The 22,560-nt window shown below is 55.7% G+C and carries 19 protein-coding genes and 1 pseudogene; 18 read left to right on the top strand and 2 right to left on the bottom strand.

Features of this window, described 5'->3' with window-relative positions; all coding sequences use genetic code 11:
• The first annotated feature begins 61 nt into the window (after positions 1-61).
• The 12 genes from H6A20_RS06445 to H6A20_RS06390 all read left to right on the top strand — a co-directional run bounded on the left by H6A20_RS06445 (position 62) and on the right by H6A20_RS06390 (position 15,014).
• Positions 62-754 carry an anaerobic ribonucleoside-triphosphate reductase activating protein gene (locus H6A20_RS06445; protein WP_204906319.1) on the top strand — a complete coding sequence of 231 codons (693 nt, stop codon included), beginning with the start codon at positions 62-64 and terminating at the stop codon, positions 752-754.
• Between the two features lie 169 nt (positions 755-923).
• The gene (locus H6A20_RS06440; protein ID WP_204906318.1) at positions 924-3,308 is read left to right on the top strand and encodes a ribonucleoside triphosphate reductase; all 2,385 of its coding nucleotides are present in this window, start codon (positions 924-926) and stop codon (positions 3,306-3,308) included.
• Positions 3,309-3,681: 373 nt separating this feature from the next.
• Positions 3,682-5,241: an ABC transporter substrate-binding protein gene (locus tag H6A20_RS06435; protein WP_204906317.1), complete on the top strand. Its 1,560-nt coding sequence runs from the start codon at positions 3,682-3,684 to the stop codon at positions 5,239-5,241.
• Between the two features lie 82 nt (positions 5,242-5,323).
• Complete coding sequence (locus tag H6A20_RS06430; RefSeq protein WP_204906316.1) at positions 5,324-6,310, top strand: ABC transporter permease; 987 nt, start codon at positions 5,324-5,326, stop codon at positions 6,308-6,310.
• A 2-nt stretch (positions 6,311-6,312) separates the two neighbouring features.
• Positions 6,313-7,155, top strand: coding sequence for an ABC transporter permease (locus H6A20_RS06425; RefSeq protein WP_204906315.1), 843 nt, complete (start codon positions 6,313-6,315; stop codon positions 7,153-7,155).
• A gap of 37 nt (positions 7,156-7,192) precedes the next feature.
• Positions 7,193-8,119, top strand: a complete 927-nt coding sequence (locus H6A20_RS06420) for a succinylglutamate desuccinylase/aspartoacylase family protein (protein WP_204906314.1) — start codon at positions 7,193-7,195, stop codon at positions 8,117-8,119.
• A gap of 15 nt (positions 8,120-8,134) precedes the next feature.
• Positions 8,135-9,334: a hypothetical protein gene (locus tag H6A20_RS06415; RefSeq protein WP_204906313.1), complete on the top strand. Its 1,200-nt coding sequence runs from the start codon at positions 8,135-8,137 to the stop codon at positions 9,332-9,334.
• Positions 9,335-9,350: 16 nt separating this feature from the next.
• The gene (locus tag H6A20_RS06410; protein WP_204906312.1) at positions 9,351-10,655 is read left to right on the top strand and encodes an aspartate aminotransferase family protein; all 1,305 of its coding nucleotides are present in this window, start codon (positions 9,351-9,353) and stop codon (positions 10,653-10,655) included.
• 18 nt (positions 10,656-10,673) lie between these two features.
• Positions 10,674-11,687, top strand: a complete 1,014-nt coding sequence (locus H6A20_RS06405; protein WP_204906311.1) for an ABC transporter ATP-binding protein — start codon at positions 10,674-10,676, stop codon at positions 11,685-11,687.
• Positions 11,674-12,627, top strand: coding sequence for an ABC transporter ATP-binding protein (locus H6A20_RS06400; protein WP_275952121.1), 954 nt, complete (start codon positions 11,674-11,676; stop codon positions 12,625-12,627). The genes H6A20_RS06405 and H6A20_RS06400 overlap by 14 nt, the downstream gene beginning before the upstream one ends.
• A gap of 73 nt (positions 12,628-12,700) precedes the next feature.
• Positions 12,701-14,380 carry a DUF885 domain-containing protein gene (locus H6A20_RS06395; protein WP_204906309.1) on the top strand — a complete coding sequence of 560 codons (1,680 nt, stop codon included), beginning with the start codon at positions 12,701-12,703 and terminating at the stop codon, positions 14,378-14,380.
• An 85-nt stretch (positions 14,381-14,465) separates the two neighbouring features.
• The gene (locus tag H6A20_RS06390) at positions 14,466-15,014 is read left to right on the top strand and encodes a helix-turn-helix domain-containing protein (protein WP_204906308.1); all 549 of its coding nucleotides are present in this window, start codon (positions 14,466-14,468) and stop codon (positions 15,012-15,014) included.
• Positions 15,015-15,080: 66 nt separating this feature from the next.
• Here the strand turns inward: H6A20_RS06390 and H6A20_RS06385 are convergent, their stop codons facing one another.
• Together H6A20_RS06385 and H6A20_RS06380 are read right to left on the bottom strand one after the other, a co-directional pair.
• Positions 15,081-15,536, bottom strand: coding sequence for a GNAT family N-acetyltransferase (locus H6A20_RS06385; protein WP_204906307.1), 456 nt, complete (start codon positions 15,534-15,536; stop codon positions 15,081-15,083).
• Between the two features lie 13 nt (positions 15,537-15,549).
• The gene (locus H6A20_RS06380) at positions 15,550-16,149 is read right to left on the bottom strand and encodes a TetR/AcrR family transcriptional regulator (protein WP_204906306.1); all 600 of its coding nucleotides are present in this window, start codon (positions 16,147-16,149) and stop codon (positions 15,550-15,552) included.
• 167 nt (positions 16,150-16,316) lie between these two features.
• Here H6A20_RS06380 and H6A20_RS06375 point away from each other — a divergent pair, with 167 nt between their 5' ends.
• The 6 genes and pseudogenes from H6A20_RS06375 to H6A20_RS06355 form a co-directional block, all read left to right on the top strand.
• Positions 16,317-18,473 (top strand): Tex family protein, encoded by a 2,157-nt coding sequence (locus H6A20_RS06375; protein ID WP_204906305.1) that lies wholly within the window; start codon positions 16,317-16,319, stop codon positions 18,471-18,473.
• Positions 18,474-18,505: 32 nt separating this feature from the next.
• Complete coding sequence (locus H6A20_RS13550; RefSeq protein WP_243426151.1) at positions 18,506-18,730, top strand: hypothetical protein; 225 nt, start codon at positions 18,506-18,508, stop codon at positions 18,728-18,730.
• Positions 18,703-19,569: a hypothetical protein gene (locus tag H6A20_RS06370; protein ID WP_243426150.1), complete on the top strand. Its 867-nt coding sequence runs from the start codon at positions 18,703-18,705 to the stop codon at positions 19,567-19,569. The genes H6A20_RS13550 and H6A20_RS06370 overlap by 28 nt, the downstream gene beginning before the upstream one ends.
• A gap of 198 nt (positions 19,570-19,767) precedes the next feature.
• Entirely contained in the window at positions 19,768-21,312 is a 1,545-nt protein-coding gene (gene guaA, locus H6A20_RS06365) for a glutamine-hydrolyzing GMP synthase (protein ID WP_204906304.1), read from the top strand.
• Positions 21,313-21,527: 215 nt separating this feature from the next.
• The gene (locus H6A20_RS06360; protein ID WP_076779364.1) at positions 21,528-21,881 is read left to right on the top strand and encodes a hypothetical protein; all 354 of its coding nucleotides are present in this window, start codon (positions 21,528-21,530) and stop codon (positions 21,879-21,881) included.
• A 136-nt stretch (positions 21,882-22,017) separates the two neighbouring features.
• Positions 22,018-22,383, top strand: a pseudogene (locus H6A20_RS06355) (ParA family protein); the annotation flags it as partial.
• Positions 22,384-22,560: the final 177 nt, after the last annotated feature.

Below are 22,560 nucleotides of genomic sequence, written 5' to 3'. Positions count from 1 at the left end.
TACTATAGTCTGTGAAATGTGAAAAATGAAGAAAAAACAGGGGTCAGAGGAGGTAGATTTTTTGCAGATATGCGGCATACAGAAGCTGACGCTTCTTGATTATCCGGGCAAAGTGGCCTGTACGGTATTTGCGGGCGGGTGCAATTTCCGCTGCCCGTTCTGCCACAATGCGGAGCTTGTCTTGGGAGGGAAGGCGCGGCCTGAGATCCCGGAAGAGGAGGTGCTGTCCTTCCTCGAGAAACGAAGAGGCGTGCTGGACGGCGTCTGCGTAAGCGGCGGGGAGCCGCTGCTGCAGCCGGACCTGGCAGCGTTTATAGGCGAAATAAAGAAGATGGGCTACCTTGTGAAGCTGGACACCAACGGCAGCATGCCGGAGCGGCTTTGTGAGCTGGCGGGGCAGGGACTTCTGGACTATGTGGCCATGGATCTGAAGAATTCCCCCGAAGGCTACGGCGCCACGGTGGGGATCCGGGATTTTGACGTGGGGGACGTGGACCGGAGCATCCGCTTCCTTCTCGGGGGAGCCGTGCCCTATGAATTCCGGACGACGGTGGTGCGGGAATTCCACCGGAAGGCGGATTTTGAAGCCATGGGGCAGTGGATCGCGGGGGCGCAGCGGTACTACCTGCAGCAGTTCGTGGATTCCGGCCACCTCATCGGGTCCGGACTGCACGCCTACGACCGGAGCATCCTGGAACAGGCGCTGGAGATCGTGAAGAAATACGTGGAAACTGCGCAGATCCGCGGCGTGTAGTCACATAGAAAGAGTACATAATAACAACATGTTGTGTGGGTGGAAAAATATATCACACAAGATGTTGTTGTTTTTTATTGACGGCCCCAAGGGGGCAGTGCTATGATAGAGGAACCGGGACAAACGAGAACGGATGGATCACACAAGAGGATTGGGAGGTTATATACAGATGTACCAGGTAGTAAAAAGAGACGGCCAGATCGCAGAGTTCGACATTGCCAAGATCGCGGCCGCAGTGACGAAAGCATTCGACGCGGTGGAGAAGCAGTATCACCCCAGCATCATCGATATGCTGGCTTTGAAAGTGACGGCGGATTTTGAGCCGAAGATCAAAAAAGACCGCATCCAGGTGGAGGAGATCCAGGACAGCGTGGAGAGCGTCCTTGTGCAGGCCGGTTACGGGGATGTGGCGAAAGCCTACATTTTATACAGAAAGAACCGGGAGAAGATCCGCAACCTGAATTCCACCATGCTGAACTACAAGGAGATCGTGGACAACTACGTCAATATCAACGACTGGCGCGTGAAGGAGAACTCCACCGTCACCTACTCCGTGGGCGGGCTGATCCTCAGCAACTCCGGCGCCATCACGGCCAACTACTGGCTCTCCGAGATCTACGATGAGGAGATCGGGCAGGCACACAGGAACGCGGATATCCACATCCACGACCTGTCCATGCTGACCGGCTACTGCGCGGGCTGGTCCTTAAAGCAGCTCATCCAGGAGGGGCTGGGAGGGATCCCGGGGAAGATATCCTCCTCACCCGCCAAGCATCTGAGCGTGCTGTGCAACCAGATGGTGAACTTCCTGGGGATCATGCAGAACGAGTGGGCGGGGGCCCAGGCGTTCTCCTCCTTCGACACGTACCTGGCGCCCTTTGTGCGGACAGACAACCTGGATTACGAGGGGGTGAAGAAGTGCATCGAATCCTTCATCTACGGCGTGAACACGCCCTCACGCTGGGGCACCCAGGCGCCTTTCTCCAACATCACCCTGGACTGGACCGTGCCGGACGATCTGAAGGACCTGCCGGCCATCGTGGGCGGGAAGGAGATGGACTTCACCTACGGGGACTGCAAAAAAGAGATGGACATGGTCAACAAGGCCTTCATTGAGATCATGATCGAGGGCGACGCCCACGGGCGCGGGTTCCAGTACCCCATCCCGACCTACTCCATCACCAGTGATTTTGACTGGTCCGACACAGAGAACAACCGTCTTCTCTTTGAGATGACGTCCAAATACGGAACGCCGTATTTCTCCAACTACATCAACAGCGACATGCAGCCGAGCGACGTGCGCAGCATGTGCTGCCGCCTGCGTCTGGATCTGCGGGAGCTGAGAAGGAAATCCGGCGGCTTCTTCGGAAGCGGCGAGAGCACCGGCTCCGTGGGCGTGGTGACCATCAACATGCCGAGGCTTGCGTACCGCTCGGAGAATGAGGAAGCCTTCATGAAGGGGCTGGACAGGCTGATGGATATCTCGGCCCGCTCCCTCCATGTGAAGCGCACGGTGATCACAAAGCTTCTGGAGGGAGGGCTTTACCCCTACACGAAGCGGTATCTGGGAAGCTTTGACAACCATTTCTCCACCATCGGCCTTGTGGGCATGAACGAGGCAGGCCTGAACGCCCGGTGGATCGGTAAGGACATGACCCACCCGGAGACCCAGGAATTTTCCAAACGGGTGCTGAACCATATGCGGGAGAGGCTCTCCAGCTACCAGGAGGAGTACGGAGACCTGTACAACCTGGAGGCTACGCCGGCAGAGTCCACGGCTTACCGGTTCGCCAAACATGATGTGGAGCAGTTCCCGGATATCATCACGGCGGCGGAGGGCGACGGTACGCCCTACTACACAAACAGCAGCCATCTGCCGGTGGGTTACACGGAGGATATCTTTGACGCCCTGGATATCCAGGACGACCTGCAGACGCTCTACACCTCCGGCACGGTCTTCCACGCTTTCCTGGGAGAGAAGCTGCCGTCCTGGAAATCTGCAGCCTCCCTGGTGCGCAAGATCGCCGAGAACTACAAGCTGCCCTACTACACCCTGTCGCCCACCTACTCCATCTGCAAGAACCACGGCTACATTGCGGGCGAGCACTACACCTGCCCGGAGTGCGGACAGAAGACAGAGGTGTACAGCCGCATCACCGGCTACTACCGCCCGGTGCAGAACTGGAACGACGGCAAGGCGCAGGAGTTTAAGGACAGGAAGGTGTACGACCTGAGCCATTCCCACTTCCACGGGCATGCGGAGGCAGACGCAGGACAGACCGGGGAAAAGACGCAGGCCGCGCCGGCTGCTGCAGCCGGGGACGCAGGCGCAGTCCGGCTGCTCTTTACCACGAAGACGTGCCCCAACTGCGCGGTCGCAAAGCGGGCCCTGGAGGAGGCGCGCGTGGAGTATCAGGTGGTGGACGCCGAGGAGAATAAGGAGATGGCGAGGAAGTATCAGATCCTGTCCGCCCCCACCCTCGTGGTCCTGAAAGAGGGCGGCGTGGAGAAGCTGACGAACGCGTCGAATATAAGGAAGTACGTGCGCGGATAAAGCGCAAAGTACGGCAGATATCTGCTGCAAAAAGAGGGACAGGTTCCTTTCGGATATGCTCTTACAGAGCATGCCCGGAAGGGATCTGTCCTTTTTGTGTATGGTATTTTATGTGCACAGAAATAAAATGGGAAAATTTACTATAATGAAATTTAATTAATTTTAAAGAAGAAATATTCATTATAATATTGACTTTATTTAGATGAAGTGCTATAATTTGTACAAAATTTTAACAATCTTTAGGAATAGTAAGAATATAGTTGAAATTTTTTTAAAATAATCTGTATTCGGATGTTTCAAATCAGGTTTGAAATATCGCATTCCAAAGACGGCAGCGTACTCACCATACAGGTGAAAGGAAAGGAGGAAATTTATGAAAAGGAAACTAGTAGCAGCATTGCTTGTGTGTGCCATGTGCACATCCCTGGCAGCCTGCGGAGGCGGAGGAGACAGCGGCGGGGATTCCGGTTACCGGGATGAGATCAATATAGCGGTGGACGTGGATGCGGAGACGTACAATCCGATCCTGACGAACAATACTACGGGAAACCGGGTGGGGCAGTTGATCTTCAACGGGCTTGTGCGCCTGGACGAAGAGCAGGTGGCCGTGCCGGCGCTGGCGGAGGACTGGGACATCTCCGAGGACGGACTGACCTATACATTCTATCTTCGCGAAGGAGTGACGTTCCATGACGGATCAGAGTTTACCTCTGCAGATGTAAAATATACATTTGATGAGATCCTGAACGAGGAAAACAATGCGCCGTACCGGAACCGGTATGTGGCGATCACAGACATCTCCTGTCCGGACGACCTGACTGTTGTATTTACACTGGATTCCGCAAACTCCGCCCTGATGGCGTACATGGATCTGGGGATCATCCCGGAAGGCGCTATGGACGATGCGGCTTCCTTTGGGACTGCCCCGGTCGGGACCGGTCCCTATGCGGTGGACAGCTATACGCTGAACAGCGAGACCGTGCTCAAGGCCAACGAGGACTACTGGGAGGGGGATCCGGCGACGGAGACGATCAACGTGTATGTGATCAACGACAACTCTACCAGGCTTGCCTCCCTGGAGTCCGGCGATGTGGATTTTGTGTGCTCGCCGCTGACTGCATCAGATCTGGAATTGGTGGAGAATAATGATGAGCTGGTCATGAATGACGTGCCGGGCCTTGGATTTACCTATATGGGATTCAACGTGACGGATCCAGTCATCGGCGATCTGGCTGTACGCCAGGCGATCGCCTATATGACGGACAAGCAGAACATTTCCGACGTCATCTACAGTGGAATGGATACGCCGGGCAAGACGCCGGTCCTGTCTTCCTCCTGGGCGTACGACGAGTCCCTGACAGACTATGAGTACGACACGGCAAAGGCGGAGGCGGTGCTGGATGAGGCCGGATGGGTAGACTCTGACGGCGACGGCATCCGCGATAAGGACGGTACGCCGCTTGCGTTTACCGTCTCCACACACTCCGATGACACGAGCCGATTCCAGGTGGCCGAGTATATACAGAACCAGCTGAACGGGATTGGTATGGACGTAGACGTGGAAGTGACAGAGTGGGCATCTTTCTCCGAAGCGCTGACTCAGAGGAGCCTGCAGGTATGGATCGCAGGCTGGCTGAATCAGCTGGATCCGGACCGTATGTATGACATGTTCTACAGCGACGGCGCGAGCAACTACGGCAACTTCAGCGATCCGGAGATCGATGCGGCGCTGAATGCCGGACGGGCAACCGCAGACGAGGCGGAGAGGGCCGCTCAGTACCAGTTCATCGCACAGTCCGTGACGGACAATGTGTGGTACAACGTGCTGGTAGAGCAGGCGTACATTTCCATCCATGACAAGGATCTGGAAGGATATACAGTATATCCGTCCGGAAGCATCTATACGCTGTGGCAGGCAAAGATAGCGGACTAGACGGCAGAAAAGAGACGGCATCAGACGGAATGGGGAGGGGCTGCCCCTCCCCGGCCGCAGGTGCTTTGAGTAAGGAGGAACTATGCGAACAAGGTATATCTTAAAACGTCTTTTGTATGTGATCCCCACTGCGTTTGGCGTACTGGTGATCATCTTTATCCTGCTGCGCTCTATGCCGGGAGATTTCGCGTCAGCCCTCCTGGGACCGGAGGCGACGCTTGAGGATATGGAGCGGGTCAGAGAGCAGTACGGGCTGAATGAAAATATTTTTGTTCAGTTCCTGACCTACATGGGACAGCTGCTTACCCTGAACTTCGGGGAGTCTGTGATCTACCATACGCCGGTGATGGAGATGATCAGTACCGCTTTTCCGGCGACGCTGGAGCTGGCGGTTATGGGCATGTTCTGGGCGCTGATTATTTCCGTACCGCTTGGCATCCTCTCCGCAGTGAAGCAGAACAGTTGGCTTGACAACGCCAGCATGGTCTTTGCGCAGCTTGGCATATCCATGCCTGTCTTCTGGATGGGACTTCTGATGATCCTGTTGTTCTCCGTCCATTTGAACTGGCTGCCATCCTTCGGAAGGGGCGATCCTCTGATCCCGGCTCTCATCGAGGGATTCAGCACAGGGGATTTCGACGAGTTTATCCGAAGCTTCCAGAAGATCCTGATGCCTTCCTTTGCGCTGGGGATCATGGGATCTGCCATGATCTCGCGCATGATCCGTTCGACGATGCTGGAAGTACTGGATATGGATTATATCCGGACGGCCAGGGCAAAGGGGACGAAGGAATTCAAAGTAGTCATGAAACACGCGTTCCGAAACGCGCTCCCGCCGGTCATCACGATCGTTGCCCTGCAGTTCGGAGCCCTTCTGGGCGGGTCGATCGTGACGGAGACCGTATTCTCCTGGCCGGGGATCGGACAGGTATTGGTGACAGCCATCCTGAACCGTGACTACGCGGTCGTGCAGGCGGCAGTATTTTTGATCGCCGTCCTGTTTATCGTCATCAATCTGATCGTGGATCTTCTGTATGTAGTCATTAATCCAAAGATAAACGAGGGATAGCCATGAAGATACGAAAAAACAAAACATTTCAAAAAGCCATTCATAATAAGTCGGTCGTGATCGGGACCATCATGGTGCTGGCCGTGATCCTGATCGCGCTTCTGGCGCCCTTCCTGTCACCTTATGATCTGGATCTGATGAACATGGAGAACGCGCTCCAGCCGCCAAGCGGGGAGCACCTGTTCGGCACGGACCAGTATGGGCGCGATCTGATGACCCGCATCTTTTACGGGGCCAGGATCTCCCTGATCGTCGGTTTTGTATCCGTCTTCTTTTCCATGGTGATCGGGGTTCTGGTAGGTCTGATCGCCGGTTACTACGGCGGATGGATCGACAATCTGATCGGAAGGATCATCGATGTGTTTCTCTCCTTCCCTGTCCTGCTTCTGGCGATCGCGCTGGTGGCTGTGCTGGGAGGCGGAACAGTCAGCGTGATCATTTCCCTGTGCCTTGTGTCGTGGACGCAGTACGCCAGGGTGGTCCGCTCCAGCGTGCTGGTGATCCGGGAAGAGGAGTATGTGCTGGCGGCCAGGACCTTCGGCGCGAGCAATTTCAGGATCCTGTTCAAGTATGTGATCCCCAATGCGCTGGCCCCCATCATCGTTGTGGCAACGCTTGGGATCGGAACCGCGATCGTGTCAGAGGCAACGCTGTCCTTCATGGGCCTGGGCGTGCAGCCGCCGACGCCGAGCTGGGGCTACGCCCTGTCGTTCGGCCTCCGGTATATGAGAACGGCGGCGCATATGGCGACCATACCGGGACTTGCGATCATGTTTACAGTATTGGGCTTTAATCTTCTGGGAAATGGAATCCGGGATATTACCGATCCCAGAATGGTCAATTAATTTAAAACAAATTAAAGAAAGAGAGGATGGAGAATCGATGAGTGCAAAGTACACGTATGAAGAGCTGGATGTCTGCTACATGGCGAACGGGGATAAGTACACCATCCCGATCCACAAGTTTGAGGGACCTGGAAGCGACAAGGTCGTAGGCGTTGGCGCCGGCATCCACGGGGATGAGATCATTGGCGTGGAGATCGCCAGAAGGGTAGTGGAGTTCCTGAAGACCCAGGAAGTACACGGGACGATCAAGATCTGCAGCGTGGCCCACAGCCTGGCTTTCGAGCAGGTGGACCGGAACAGCCCGATCGACGGCCTGAACCTGAACCGCGTGTTCCCCGGTTCTCCGAACGGGTTCCTGACAGAGCGGATCGCCAACACATATCTGGAAGATTTTGTAGGTACGCTGGACGCGTATCTGGACGTACATTCCGGCGGAAGAGAGCCGATCGTAGAGTACTGCTATATCTTAAACGACGAGGCTATGTCCAGATCCTTCGGATCCAAGCTTCTCTACCGTCCGACAGAGGATTATCCGGGCAACGTCAATAATTTTGCGAGAGAGAAAGGCGTGCGCACCATGGTGGCCGAGATCGGCGGGCTGGCAGTCAGGGAGCGCGATGTGCAGCGGGGCGTGGACGGCGTGCTGAGCGTGCTGCGGCACGAGGGCGTGATCGACGGCGAAGAGATCCGTCGGGATGATCAGGTCGTGTGCGGCTATATCGCCCATGTAGATCCCCATGAGGGCGGCCTGATGGTGCCGGGGCTTGATATCTCAAAGCTGGGCGAGATCGTGGAAGGGCATGTGACGCTGGCTAAGATCTACAATCCGAAGACACTGGAGCTGCTGGAAGAGATCAAAGCCCCCTATGAGAGAAATTTCATGATCCTGCTGCGGCCGACAGTGAACCGCGCGTTCCCGGGGGACTTCAGTTTTATGATCGCAGACGCGGACGCCTTTGAATAGAAAAGAGGAAAGCATATGCAGTACGGGAAAAAAGATTTTGAGCTGGCAGAACGGTTCTGCGCCGTTGCCCTCGGCGCGGATCTGTATTACCGTAAGGAGCAGGAGAAGGAAGCCGGCGAAGCCTCTTTCTCAGCAGAAGGTCTGGTCCCTGTGAATTTTTCCGGCGTAAAGCCCGCGAAGATCACGTCCTGGCAGCAGGCGATCAGGGAGCTGGAAGAGATCTATCATGGGTATGAGAAACTTTCCTGCCCCGCAAGAAGAAATTACATGCTGCAGCAGGTCGGGTCTTTCCGCAAAGTGTGCCTGTGGCTTTCCGGGTTCCCGATGACCTTCCGGGAAATCGCGGCTGAGACTATGTTTCTGGATGAGAATCCGGTGGGAGACAGGGCGGTTGACGACAGGATAGAAAAACTCCATGAGCTGCTCAAAGAGGCGGGCTTTCAGGGAGAAGTAAAAGAACAGGTGCGCGCGTGGCAGAAGAGCAGACAGATCGCGGGGCCCGAAAGGACAAAAGAAGTTCTTGAGGAACTGCTCCGGGAGGCGAAGGAAAAGACGCTCGCACTGGGATTTGACGCCATACGGGATTTTGACGTGCATGCCGAGCTGGTGTTTGACGTGCCGTATAATGCCTACTGCGATTATGAGAGCCGGATGATCTATATCAACGGCGAGGTGACTTACACCTATGACGAATTGAAGCACCTTGTGTGCCATGAGGCGTATCCGGGGCACATGACCCATATGGCAGTGCGCCAGCAGTTGACGGAGGCGGGGACCATCCCTGCGGATGCGGGACTGGTGCTCACCAACACTGCCAGCAGTCCGGTCTTTGAAGGGCTTGCGGACAACGGGAACGATACTCTCGGATGGATGGGGGATATCAACGACCGGATCTGCAAGGCGCTCAATCAGATCCAGAGCATCTGCAACCAGAACGCTTCACACATATACTACTGTGAGGAGAACGGGCCGGAGAAAGCCAGGAAATACATGGAAGCATACTCCTTCGCAAGCGAGGCGAAGATAAAGTCCAGGCTGCGCTATATGGGCTATCCGTTCCGGAAGGCGTATATGTACGCGTACTGGAGGGGATGGGAGGCCGTGGAGGCGGTGTGGACCGGACTTCCGGAAAACAGGCGGCAGGATTTCCTGCAGTATTTATATGAGAACATGCACAGCATCGATACGGTGCTGCAATATGGAGAAAATGAATAGAAAGAAGGGGAAAGTTATGGAATATCCAAAATCAAAGGAATTGTTTGAAAGAGCGTCAAAGATCATGTCAGGCGGCGTGCACTCCAACGGAAGGAACCGGAAGCCGCATCCGATCTATATGGCCAAGGCGCAGGACGCCTACGTGTATGACGTGGACGGCAACAGATATATCGATCTGATCATGGGAAACGGGACGATGATCCTTGGACACAACAATCCGGAATTCAACGAGAGGATGGCGGAGTATGTGGCGAAGAACCAGGGCGTTGTCACCGGCTTTGACACGCCCCTGAGCATCGACGTGGCGGAGCACTTCCTGAAGATCACGGGCAATGAGAGAGTGCGCTTTACCAACACGGGAACAGAGGCGGTGACCCACATCATCCATATTGCCAGATATGCGACAGGGAGAAATACGATCGCCGTCATGGAAGGCGCCTATGACGGATGGGCGGACATGGTGTATGTGAACTGCTTTGCCCCGCTGGATCAGGTGGGGGACGAAGCGTGTCCGAAGTCCGTGCCGGGAGGCGGCGGTCTCGATCCGGTCACTGTCTCTTCCACGCTGGTGCTTCCCTTCAATAACATTGAGGCGACGGAAAAGCTGATCCGGGCGCATAAGGACGACCTGGCAGCCATTATCCTGGAGCCGATCATGATCGATATCGGCTTTGTCGAGGCAAAGCCGGAGTACATCCGCTTCCTCAGGGATATCTGCGACGAGCTTGGCATCGTCCTTGTATTCGACGAACTGCTGACAGGCTTTAGGATCGGCCTTGGCGGATGCCAGGACTACTACGGTGTGAAGGCGGATCTGTGCATGTACGGCAAGGCGTATGCGAACGGGTACATCACAGCCGCGGTTGCAGGCAAGGCGAAATATCTGGATTACACGATCCCGGGAAGAGGCGTTGGATTTATCGGAACATTCAACGGTCATCAGATTTCCCTCTGCGCGGCGGCGGCTACGCTGGATATGCTGGATTCCGGCGAGGTAACGAAGACGATCATGTCCAACGCGGACGCGCTCAGGGAAGAGTTCAACGCGATGGCGCAGCGGAAGGGCGTTCCAGTGCTCCTGCGGGGGAAAGGCGGCCATTTCCAGGTCTACTTCGTGGAGAAGGAGCCCACAAACTACCGGCAGGCGGCAGTCACAGACGCGGGACGCTATGGCAGATATGTCGCAAGTCTCCAGGAACAGGGCGTATGGTGCTCGCAGGCGCCCCTGTCGCACCATGTGCTGAGCGTAAAGCACGGAAGAGACGTACTGGACGAGATGCTCTCAGCAATGGACAAAGCGGTCGATAAAGCATTTTCTTAAAAAATAGGATGGAACAATATGGAAAATTTACTGAACGTAGAACACCTGACAACGGCATTTCGCACGTATGACGGGGAAGTGACAGCCGTAAACGACGTTTCCTTCCATGTAAAAAAGGGAGAGATCCTTGGGCTGGTGGGAGAGTCCGGCTGCGGGAAAAGCGTGACGTCGCTCTCTATTATGGGGCTGCTGCCGCGCAAGAACAGCAGGATCAAATCCGGCTCCATCGTGTTCGACGGGAAAGAAATGACGACACTGCCGAGAAAAGGATACGACGAGATCCGGGGCAATACGCTGTCCATGATCTTCCAGGAGCCGATGACTTCGCTGAACCCGGTCTATACGATCGAGAACCAACTGCGGGAAGTGATACGCAACCATGACAGATCCGTGAGCAAAGAAGAGTGCAGAAAAAGGATCCTGGAGGTGCTGAATAAAGTCGGGATCCCGGGTGCTGAAAATGTAATGAAGCAGTATCCCCACCAGTTGTCCGGCGGTATGCGGCAGAGAGTCATGATCTCCATGGCCCTGATCAACCACTCCAAGCTGCTGATCGCGGACGAGCCTACAACGGCCCTTGACGTCACGATCCAGGCGCAGATCCTCCAGTTGCTGAAAAAACTGGCAAGCGAGGAGGAGATGTCGATCATACTGATCACGCATGACCTGAGCGTCGTCGCGGAAGTCTGCGACAGGATCCAGGTGATGTACTGCGGAAGATTTGTGGAGACGGCTTCCAGGGACGCGTTTTTCCGGCATCCTCTCCACCCGTACTCGGAGGGCCTGCTGAAATGCATTCCCTTTATAGGCATGTCGGATCAGGAACTGTATCACATACCCGGAAACGTCATGCATCCGGCGGATGACAAAGGCGGCTGTTCCTTTGCCCCCCGCTGCCCGTACGCGTCGGAGAGATGCGCCGCGCAGGTACCGCCGATGCGCGAGGCGGAAGAAGGACATTTTGTAAGATGCTGGAAATTTGCGGATGAAACCGCTTCCGAGGGAAAGGAGGAGACGAATGTATCTGCTTGAAACGAAAGACCTGAAAGTTCACTTTCCCATGAAAAATGATAAAAAAGTCGTGATCAAAGCGGTAGACGGCGTTTCTTTTCAAATTCCCGAGGGAAAGACCTTCGGACTTGTGGGAGAGTCGGGTTGCGGGAAATCAACGACGGCGCGCGCCATTATACGGCTATACGAGCCTGCTTCCGGAGAGATCCTGTTTCAGGGGAAAAACATTGCGAACCTGAAAGGAAAGGAACTGAAAGAGCACCGGCGGAATGTGCAGATGGTCTTTCAGGATCCGTATGCCTCTTTGAATCCCCGTATGACGGTCAACCAGACGATCATGGATCCCATGAAGATCTATGGTACCGGGACAAAGGACGAGATGCAGAAGAGGGTCTATGAGCTGATGGAGCTGGTGGGGCTGGACAAGCGGTTCGCGAAACGCTATCCCCACGAGTTCTCGGGAGGCCAGCGCCAGAGGATCGGGATCGCCAGGGCGCTGGCGCTCAATCCCAGGCTGGTGATCTTAGATGAGCCGGTGTCTGCGCTGGATGTGTCTGTTCAGTCCCAGATCCTGAACCTGCTCAAAGATCTGCAGAGGGAGCTGAACCTCACGTATCTGTTTATCTCACACAATCTCAGTGTTGTGGATTACATGTGTGAGAATATCGCAGTCATGTACCTTGGGCATGTCGTAGAGCAGGCTTCCAGGGAGGAACTGTTCAGGGAGCCGAAGCACCCCTATACCCAGGCGCTGCTGTCTGCCATCCCGTCCATCGGTCACCAGTTGACCGGGGAGGAGAAGTTCCTGACAGGCGACATCCCTTCGCCGGCGAATCCGCCGTCTGGCTGCGCCTTTCACACCCGGTGTCCGTATGCGACGGACCGGTGCAGGCAGGAGGCGCCGGTAAGGACCCAGGTCAGCGGAACCCATACGGTATTTTGCCATCTGCAGGACAAGTAGGCGGATGGTACAGGCAGGCGCCGGATTTGCGGGCCTGCCTGTTTTAAGGATGAAAGAAGGAGGGAGAGGGAGGATGAAGATCAGAACCGGATTCCGCCGGGAGTTAGACAGTTATTACCAGCGGATCCATATCAATGATTTCAGCAGCTTTATCAAATCAGACTTCCGGGACGGGCAGCTCTTTGACCTGTCCCAGGAGCGGGCGGACCGGAATATCCGGGAGAGCAGGGAGATGATGGGAAAGATAGACGGCTGGCTGTCCCAGGAGGATATTACGTGGGAGGAGACGGCGGTTCTGAAGATCTGCCGGGATTTCTGCGCATACATCATCAGGAACGGAGAGTATTACTGGTATAAATTCAATCTGACCCACAATACCACGCCCCTCCCCTATGTTGTGAAGAGGCTTGAGACCTATCCGATCCGCAGCAGGGAAGATCTGGATGCGTATGAGACGCTTCTTGCGCAGTTCCCGGAAAAACTCAGAGGAATGCTGGAAAAGCTGAGGGAGCAGGAGAAAAGAGGCATTCTGCTTCCGCCGGAACAGGTGGGGATCGTGATCCGCCTTCTGGAAAGCCTGATCAGTCCGCCAGGCACCCTGCTCAAACCTTGGAACCGTGAGAATGTGACGGTGGAAATCGCGGAGGCGGTAAGAGGGAGGATCGGGAGATCCCTTGCGGAATTTAACAGTACGCTGGATCAGATGATCCGGGATATCCGCGACTCTTATCCGTCCGGAAGCAGGGAGATCCTGCCGGGGCTGTGCCATATCCCGGGAGGGGAAGAGTACTACCGGCAGCAGATCATCACGTACACGTCCTACGCTCTTGAGCCGGAGGAGCTGCATGCGCTTGGCTATGAAAATCTCCGGATCACGCAGGAGAAAATGCGCGGGATCATCCGCAAGCTGGGACTTTCCTTCGACCTGAAGGAGTTTCAGGCTTACCTGCAGAAAAACCGGATCTGCTTTGACAATACGCCGGAGGAGCTGCAGGCGCGGTTTGACCGGGCGCAGGGCAGGATCGAGCCGGAGCTTGACCGGTTCTTCCTGCGGAAGCCGGCGGCGGGGTGCCGGTGTCAGGCGCTGCCGAAAAGCAAAGAGGGAACCACATCCTGGGGCTACTATTCCGTGCCCATCGGAGAGGAAAAACAGGGGGTATTCTATTACAGCGCGGCGGAGCTGGAACAGCGGTCCCAGATCCGCACGGCGGCCATCGTTGCGCACGAGCTGCTTCCGGGCCATCATTTCCAGACCAACCTGATCGCAGAGGATGCGAGTCTTCCCATGATCTGCCGGGAGCATTTTAATACAGCCTATGCGGACGGGTGGGCGGAGTACGCCGCTGACCTGGCCGGGGAAATGGGCGCCTACGATCTCTACGACCTGTACGGGCGCTATGTCTGGGATCTTGTGCTTTGCTGCCGGCTCGTGGTGGACACGGGACTGAATGCGATGGGATGGACTATGGACCGCGCGAGGGCGTTTATGCGCGAAAATACGAATCTGACTGACTCGGAGATCTTTATGGAGACGCTCCGGTACGCGGTGGATATGCCGGCCCAGGCGCTGGCGTACAAGTATGGGAGCCTGAAGATGCGGGAACTCAGGGAAAAGGCTCAGGGAGCCCTGAAAGAAAGATTTGATATACGCAGATATCATGAGGAAGTGCTCCGGTATGGATCGGCGCCTTTGCATATCCTGGACGAGATCGTGGATAATTACATTTTTTCTACCAATCAAAGCGGAAAATAATGTATAATATTTAATTGTAGGGGTTGAGGGATCAACCCGAAAAGGAGGAAGGGACAAGGATACATAGGTTGTCTTTGGAAGGATTATGGAGAATACGATTGGAAGTAAGATTAAAAGCCTGCGCAAAACGCAGAGTCTGACACTGGCGGAACTGAGCGGGAGAGCGGGTGTATCCGCAAGTTTTCTCTCGCAGATTGAAAACGGGAAACAGACCCCGACAGTCGTGACTTTGAAAAAAATAGCGGGCGCTCTCGGGACTTCGCTGACAGAACTGTTCAATATCTCGCAGGAGACGCCGGAATACATCCGGAAATGCGACGACCAGTCCCTGGGCGGCCTTCAGAAGATCTACAAAAAGATCAACGTCCTCAGCGGGAAATTTGACGGCAGGAACCTGGACTGCTTTAATCTCGTGATGGAGCCGGACTATGAACAGATCGAGGAGCATTCCCATGCCGGCGAGGAATTTTATCTCGTACTGCAAGGAGTGCTGACAGTGGAGATCGACGGGCAGATCCTTTCCGTACACCAGGATGAATCGATCCATTTTCCTTCGACTACCAGGCACAGGCTGATGAACCACGGAAAAGAAGAGCTGCGGATGCTGGGGGTCTTTACCCCGACGCTTCTGTAGATCTGCAGACTGCCATGATAAAAGGACCGCTGCCACAAATGCAGCGGTCCCTTCTGCGCGCATGAGTTACCGGTCCTTACACATCTGATAGTAGGGAAGCTCCTCATACCCGAGCCGCTCGTACAGCGAGATGGCGCGGGTATTTTCTCTGGTGACTTCCAGGCGGATCCTGCGGACCTCCGGATAGTGCTCCTCGATCCAGGCGAACACTTTCGTGCCGCAGCCCTTGCCCCTGGCCGCCTCCTTCAGGTAGAGCTCGTCGAACCAGATCTGCTGTCCGCCGGCCTCGTTGTTCCAGGAGAGCGTGAAGTGGGCGTAGCCCAGAAGCTGCGCTCCATCTGGCCCCTCCTCCTCCAGCAGGAGGACCCGGACGCAGGGATTGCCGGATACGGCCTCCCTGAGGGTATTGCGGAAGTTCTCTTCCGGTACTGTGTGAAGGCAGGCGGGACTGTTGTAGAAGTCCTGCATCATGGCGATGACAGCCGCCTCGTCTCGTTGTTCCACATTTCTGACGACTAACATAAAAACCTCCTTTTCAGAAAAGACCGTCCAGGTACGTGGTGAGAAGACGCCGCATATTTGCCTCAAAATCCGTCTTCCCAAGCTTCAGGCACCAGTCGAACACCACGCCGATGACGATGGTGCGGATGTCGCTTGTGACCTCCTCCAGGGGATATTTCAGATGCAGGACGCCTGCGTCCAGGGCTTTCTGCAGATAGTGCTGCACGGTGACGATGGGGTAGGGCCTCTCGGTGCGGATGTCCGGGTTCAGGGACTGGTTCTTCGGCGTATAGTAGTTGGCCACAAAGTCCAGGCCAAGCTCCCGGCAGTATCTCACATAGTTCAGATATACATGGATGATGGCTGTCTTGGCCTCCTCCGGGCTGGCGGGGAGATCCAGGCAGTCTGCGTCCACGCTGGGCTGCTCCTCGATGTAGTAGGAGAGCAGATCGTCCTTTGTCTTGAAATGGTGGTAGAAGCTGCCGTTGGAGACGCCGGCCTCCTCGCAGATGTTCTTGATGGACAGCCCCTCGTAGCCTTTCCTGCGAAGGATGGTCTTGGCCGCCTGGAAGATCCGGTCCTTCGTCTCTTTAGACTTTTGCTGCTGTCTCGATAATTCCTGAGTTTCTTTCATGGCAGTGATTTCCCTTCTGTTGATATTCCCATCATAGCACATTTCCCGGCGGGTTTCAAGAAAACAGAGTGAACTCGGTATTGCGCTTCGCGTTGCGCACATCCGGTCTTTCCGTTATAATAGACCTGTTATAAACGCAGGATTATGGAAATGAGGTTGCAGGACATATGGATATCAGTCAGAAGATCACGGAGGAACTCGGCGTAAAGAGATGGCAGGTGGACGCGGCGGTGAAGCTGATCGACGAGGGAAACACGATTCCCTTTATCGCCCGCTACAGGAAGGAGGCCACCGGGACGCTGGACGACGCCCAGCTCAGGACGCTCCATGAGAGGCTCCAGTATCTCCGGGGCCTGGAGGAGAAAAAGGAGCAGGTGCTCTCCGCCATAGAGGAGCAGGGGAATCTGACGGAGGAGCTGAAAGGCCGGATCCTGGCTGCTCAGACGCTGGTGGAGGTGGAGGATCTCTACCGTCCCTACCGTCCGAAGCGCCGGACGAGGGCCGGCATTGCAAAGGAGAAAGGACTGGAGCCGCTGGCCGTCTGGATCCGGCTTGAGAAGGCGTCGGAGCCCCTTGAGAGGGAGGCGCAGAAGTATGTGGATCCCGGGAAGGGCGTGGAGACATGTGCGGACGCCATCGCCGGCGCTCTGGATATCATCGCGGAGGCGGTCTCTGACGACGCGGCATACAGGAGCCGCATCCGGAAGATGACGAGGCAGAAGGGGCAGCTCATCTCAAAAGCCAGGGATCCGGAGGCGGAGTCCGTGTATGAGATGTACTATGACTTTGCGGAGCCGGTGGAGAAGGTCGCGGGACACCGGATCCTGGCTGTGAACCGCGGCGAGAAGGAGAAGTTCCTTACAGTGAAGGTTGAGGCGCCGCAGGAGGAGATCCTCCGGTATCTGGAAAGGCATGTCATCCGGCGGGACAATCCGCACACATCCCCGGCCCTGCGGGCGGCCGTGGAAGACAGTTACAAGCGCCTGATCGCGCCGGCCATCGAGCGGGAGATCCGCAGCGAGCTCACCGAGGCGGCGGAGGACGGCGCCATCCGGGTCTTCGGGAAGAACCTGCAGCAGCTCCTCATGCAGCCGCCCATCCCGGGGCGCACCGTGCTCGGGTGGGATCCTGCCTTCCGCACGGGCTGCAAGCTGGCGGTGGTGGACCCCACGGGCAAAGTGATCGGCACCACGGTCATCTACCCGACAGCCCCCACCACGCCGCAAAAGATCAAAGCGTCCAAAGAGCTGCTCAAGACGATCATCCCGAAGTACAACATCTCCCTCATTTCCCTGGGAAACGGCACGGCGTCCAGGGAGTCGGAGCAGTTCCTGGTGGAGCTCTTAAAAGAGATCCCGCAGAAAGTGGAGTACGTCATCGTCAGCGAGGCAGGGGCCTCTGTCTACTCCGCCAGCAAGCTGGCCTCCGAGGAATTCCCGAAGTTCGATGTGGGACAGCGGAGCGCGGCGTCCATCGCCCGCAGGCTGCAGGATCCGCTGGCGGAGCTTGTGAAGATCGATCCGAAGGCCATCGGCGTCGGCCAGTATCAGCATGACATGAACCAGAAGAAGCTGGATGAAGCGCTGGCCGGCGTGGTGGAGGACTGCGTGAACCGGGTGGGCGTGGACCTCAACACGGCCTCCGCTCCGCTCCTTTCCTATATCGCAGGCATCAGCGCCGCCATCGCGAAGAACATCGTGGCCTACCGGGAGGAGAACGGCAGGTTCACAGACAGGCGGCAGCTTCTGAAAGTGCGGGGGCTGGGGCCTAAGGCCTTTGAGCAGAGCGCCGGTTTCCTGCGCATCCCGGGCGGGAAAGAGCCGCTGGACGCCACCAGCGTCCATCCGGAGACCTATGAGGCGGCCCGCCTTCTCCTGAAGAAGCAGGGCTTTGCCCCGGAGGATGTGGCGGCCGGCCGGCTGAGCGGCCTGGCCCTCACCGTCCGGGACTACGGGAAACTTGCGCAGGAGCTGGGCGTCGGCGAGATCACCCTGCGGGACATTGTAAAGGAGCTGGAGAAGCCGGGGCGGGATCCGAGAGACGAGATGCCGCGCCCCATCCTGCGCACGGACGTGCTGGAGATGAAGGACCTGAAAGAAGGCATGATCCTGAAAGGGACGGTGCGCAACGTCATCGACTTCGGCGTGTTTGTGGATATCGGCGTGCACCAGGACGGCCTTGTGCACATCTCCCAGATCACGGACAAAAAGTTTATCCGTCATCCGCTGGAGGCGGTCAGCGTGGGAGACATCGTGGACGTGAAGGTGATGAGCGTGGACTTAAAGAGGAAACGGATCCAGCTCACCATGAAAGGAATATCGTAGAGGATAAGAGAAGATGAGCGATCCTCATTGTGGTGGCCACCGTTGTAACAAAGAAAGTACCTTTTAACTTCGTGCTCCTCATCGTCCCGGCAGTCTGCGCGCTCATCCTGGGACACAGCGTGGAGGAGACGAGCACGTTCATCGTGGGGCAGCTTTCCTCCATGATGGAGTCCGCAGGCTTCATGCTCCTGTTCGCATTCCTGTACTTCCAGATGCTGACGAGGCCGGGGTGTTTGACACCATCGTCACAGCGGTGACGACAAAGCTGGGAAGCAAGATGAACGTGATCATGATCATGGTGCTGACCACCCTGATCGGCGGCTTCAGCATCCTCACCGGCAACTTTACGCCGGCCTACCTGATCACCTTCCCCATCCTGGTTCCCCTCTACAAGAAATTTGACTTTGACCGGGAGGCGGCCTTCATCATCGCCCAGACAGCCATGTCCGCGCTCTGCTTCATCCCCTGGGGCATCGGCATGGCCTACACAGCCTCCTCCGCCGGCCTGGATGCGAACGAGCTGGCGGCGGCCCTCATCGCCCTGGGCGTCTTCGGCATCGCCCCCTACTTTGTGTTTATCGTGACGACGGTTGTGACGGCCATGATCAATTACCCGAAGGACTTCGGCAGGATCTTTGCCAAGGTAGGTCCCATGTACCTGAACATCCTGGTCATGCTGATCGCCATCAACGTGTACCAGGCCGTGTTCAACAACACCGGCATGGTGGGAGCCATCTCAGACGCGCTCATGCAGTTCTGCCCTGCGTTCCTGCTCCGGTACATCCACATCATCCTGCTGCTTTTGTGCGTGGTGATCATCTACGTGATCCCGTTCCAGATCTTCAACGCGCTGTACCCGATCTTCATCTCTATCGGGGCGGGCTTCGGCATCCCGGCCGTGGCGGTGATCGCACCTTTCGTCTGCAACCTGTCACTGGCCACCAGCTCCACGCCCACCAACTCATCCACCTACACAGGGTGCGCCCTGACGGAGACGGATGTGCAGCACTACTGTAAGAAGGCGGTGCCGGTGCAGACCGTGACCAACGCCATCGTCGTGCTGACAGCCGTGCTCTTCGGCGTGCTGCAGTTGTAGGAGCGGTTCGTGTAAAGGAAAGGAGCAGGCTGATTTCTCTATAAGAAAGGGAAATCGGCCTGCCTTTTTTGTTTTTGACAATAATTCGACTATTTTAAAGACGATTGCGCGGCGCGTGCAGTTTTTTATTGCCAACCGGGGCGCGTTACTTTATAATAGAACTATTCTGTTGATAAAAAGCATAAGGAGGAACCATTGGTGAAAAGAGAATTAGTCATTGTGCTGGATTTCGGCGGACAGTACAACCAGCTCGTGGCGCGCCGCGTCCGCGAGAGCAACGTGTACTGCGAGATCTATTCCTACAGGACCGATATCGAGACCATCAAGAGCAAGAACCCGAAAGGGATCATTCTGACCGGCGGCCCCAACAGTTGCTATCTGGAAGACTCGCCGACGTATTCCAGGGAGCTGTTTGAGCTCGGTATCCCGGTACTCGGACTTTGCTACGGCGCACAGCTTATGATGCATGTGCTGGGCGGAAAGGTAGAGCGGGCGGCCGTGCGGGAGTACGGCAAGACCGACGTGATGGTGGACCAGAGTTCCAAATTATTTGAAAATGTTTCCGAGAAAACCGTGTGCTGGATGAGTCATTTTGACTACATTTCCCAGGTGGCTCCAGGCTTTGCCATCACGGCTCACACAGCGGACTGCCCGGTGGCGGCTGCCGAGAATGCGGACAGGAACCTGTACGCCATCCAGTTCCACCCGGAAGTGCTCCACACCCAGGAGGGCACAAAGATGCTCTACAATTTCGTGCGGGGCGTCTGCGGCTGCGCAGGCGAGTGGCGGATGGATTCCTTCGTGGAGAGCTCCATCCAGGAGATCCGCGAGAAGGTGGGAGACGGCAAAGTCCTGCTGGCCCTCTCCGGCGGCGTGGACTCCTCCGTGGCGGCGGCCCTCCTGTCCAAAGCCATCGGGACCCAGCTTACATGCGTCTTCGTGGATCACGGCCTTCTCCGCAAGGATGAGGGGGATGAAGTGGAGGCAATCTTCGGCCCCCGGGGAAATTTTGACCTGAATTTTGTGCGCGTGAACGCGCAGCAGAGATACTACGATAAGCTGGCCGGCGTGACCGAGCCGGAGAACAAGCGCAAGATCATCGGAGAAGAGTTTATCCGTGTCTTTGAGGAAGAGGCGAAGAAGATCGGCGCTGTGGACTTCCTGGCCCAGGGCACCATCTACCCGGACGTGGTGGAGAGCGGCCTTGGCGGTGAGTCCGCTGTCATCAAGTCCCACCACAACGTGGGCGGCTTGCCGGATTTTGTGGATTTCAAGGAGATCATCGAACCCCTGCGCGACCTCTTCAAGGATGAGGTTCGCAAGGCCGGCCTGGAATTGGGACTCCCGGCTGAACTCGTGTTCCGCCAGCCCTTCCCGGGCCCGGGACTTGGTGTTCGCATCATCGGAGAAGTGACCGCCGAAAAGGTGCGGATCGTCCAGGACGCCGACGCCATCTACCGCGAGGAGATCGCGAAGGCCGGCATGGACCAGGATATCAACCAGTACTTTGCAGCCCTCACGAACATGCGCTCTGTGGGCGTCATGGGCGACGAGCGGACCTACGACTACGCCGTGGCGCTGCGCGCCGTGAAGACGGTGGACTTCATGACCGCCGAGGCGGCGGAGATCCCCTTCGAGGTGCTGCAGAAGGTGATGAGCCGGATCATCAATGAGGTCAAGGGCGTGAACCGGGTATTCTATGACCTGACGAGCAAACCGCCCGGGACGATAGAGTTTGAATAGTAAACAGGGAGCCGGGAGACCGCATAAACACTGGGTTTCCCGGCTTATCATATGCTCCGTGGTACTATTTTGGAACTAAAATTGCAATGAGTAAAAATGAATAAAGAGATAGAAATGTGCAGAAAGCCGTTTGTTCTTTTAACTAAGAGCAGGCGGCTTTTTGGCGTTCTATAAATATATGGCTGCCTGCCAAAAGAGAAAGAGAGGAATTATTTATGAAAAAAATGAGAAAATCCGCTAGTAATGTGAACAATGCTGTTAATCTGATCTCCGGAGCCTATACCTTGCCCCTGATCGACAAACTGTTTTCCAACAGCCAGAGGATTGAGAATATGGATGATGTTTATTTCGCCATAACTGCATTGGTGGATACAGACAGAATCAGCGAGGCGTTCCATATGATAAGAGGATTGTTTGGAATTTCCGGTATGGAATATCCGCAGGAGATTGCACAGTTGGAAAAATCGGAAGAACTGCAGGAATCTTTTGTGTCGGAATTTATTTTTGATTTTTATGATGTGATAGAGGATAAGAGGATAGAAACAGAAGAACAGGAAATTCCCGTTTAAAATGCGGGAATATTACATAGCCGGAAGGTTTTCAATTTGCGAAAATCATCCGGTTTTTTCATGCCTATTTTTATACATAGTCATTTCCCTACACGGGAAGATGGCTATTAAATTTTCAGGAAAGGAGGGAACCGTTATGGCGAATTGCAAAGTAATTGCGATTGCCAACCAGAAAGGCGGAACGGGGAAAACCACCACGACTGTCAACTTAGGGATCGGACTTGCCAGAGAAGGGAAAAAGGTCCTTCTGGTAGACGCTGATCCACAGGGCGATCTGACCACTTCATTAGGGTGGCCGGAGCAGGATAATCTTTCTGTGACGCTTGCCACACAGTTAGAGGGCATTGTGGCTGACCGGGAAATGGATAGCCACGCCGGGATTTTACACCATGAGGAAGGCGTTGATCTGATCCCGTCTAACATTGAACTTGCAGGACTGGAAGTTATGCTTGTCAATGCCATGAGCCGGGAACTGACGCTGAAAAACTATCTGAATGAAGTGAGCTGAATTTCCTGGCGGTCACGAAAAACCTTCCGCTTGCTCGGATAAATCTCCAGACCTGGGAGGGAGGGAGTATCCCAAAGTTTGTGTAAACCTTCAAACTGATGTAAGATAGACTTACCAGTTTGGAGGTTTATTTTATGGCAAGGAAAAAAGATACCCCACAAAAAGCAGCCC

The sequence above is a fragment of the Mordavella massiliensis genome, from assembly GCF_016901695.1.
Taxonomy (GTDB): domain Bacteria; phylum Bacillota; class Clostridia; order Lachnospirales; family Lachnospiraceae; genus Claveliimonas; species Claveliimonas massiliensis_A.
Note: the sequence above shows the minus strand (reverse complement) of the source record. Positions and strands in the feature narration are given on the sequence as shown.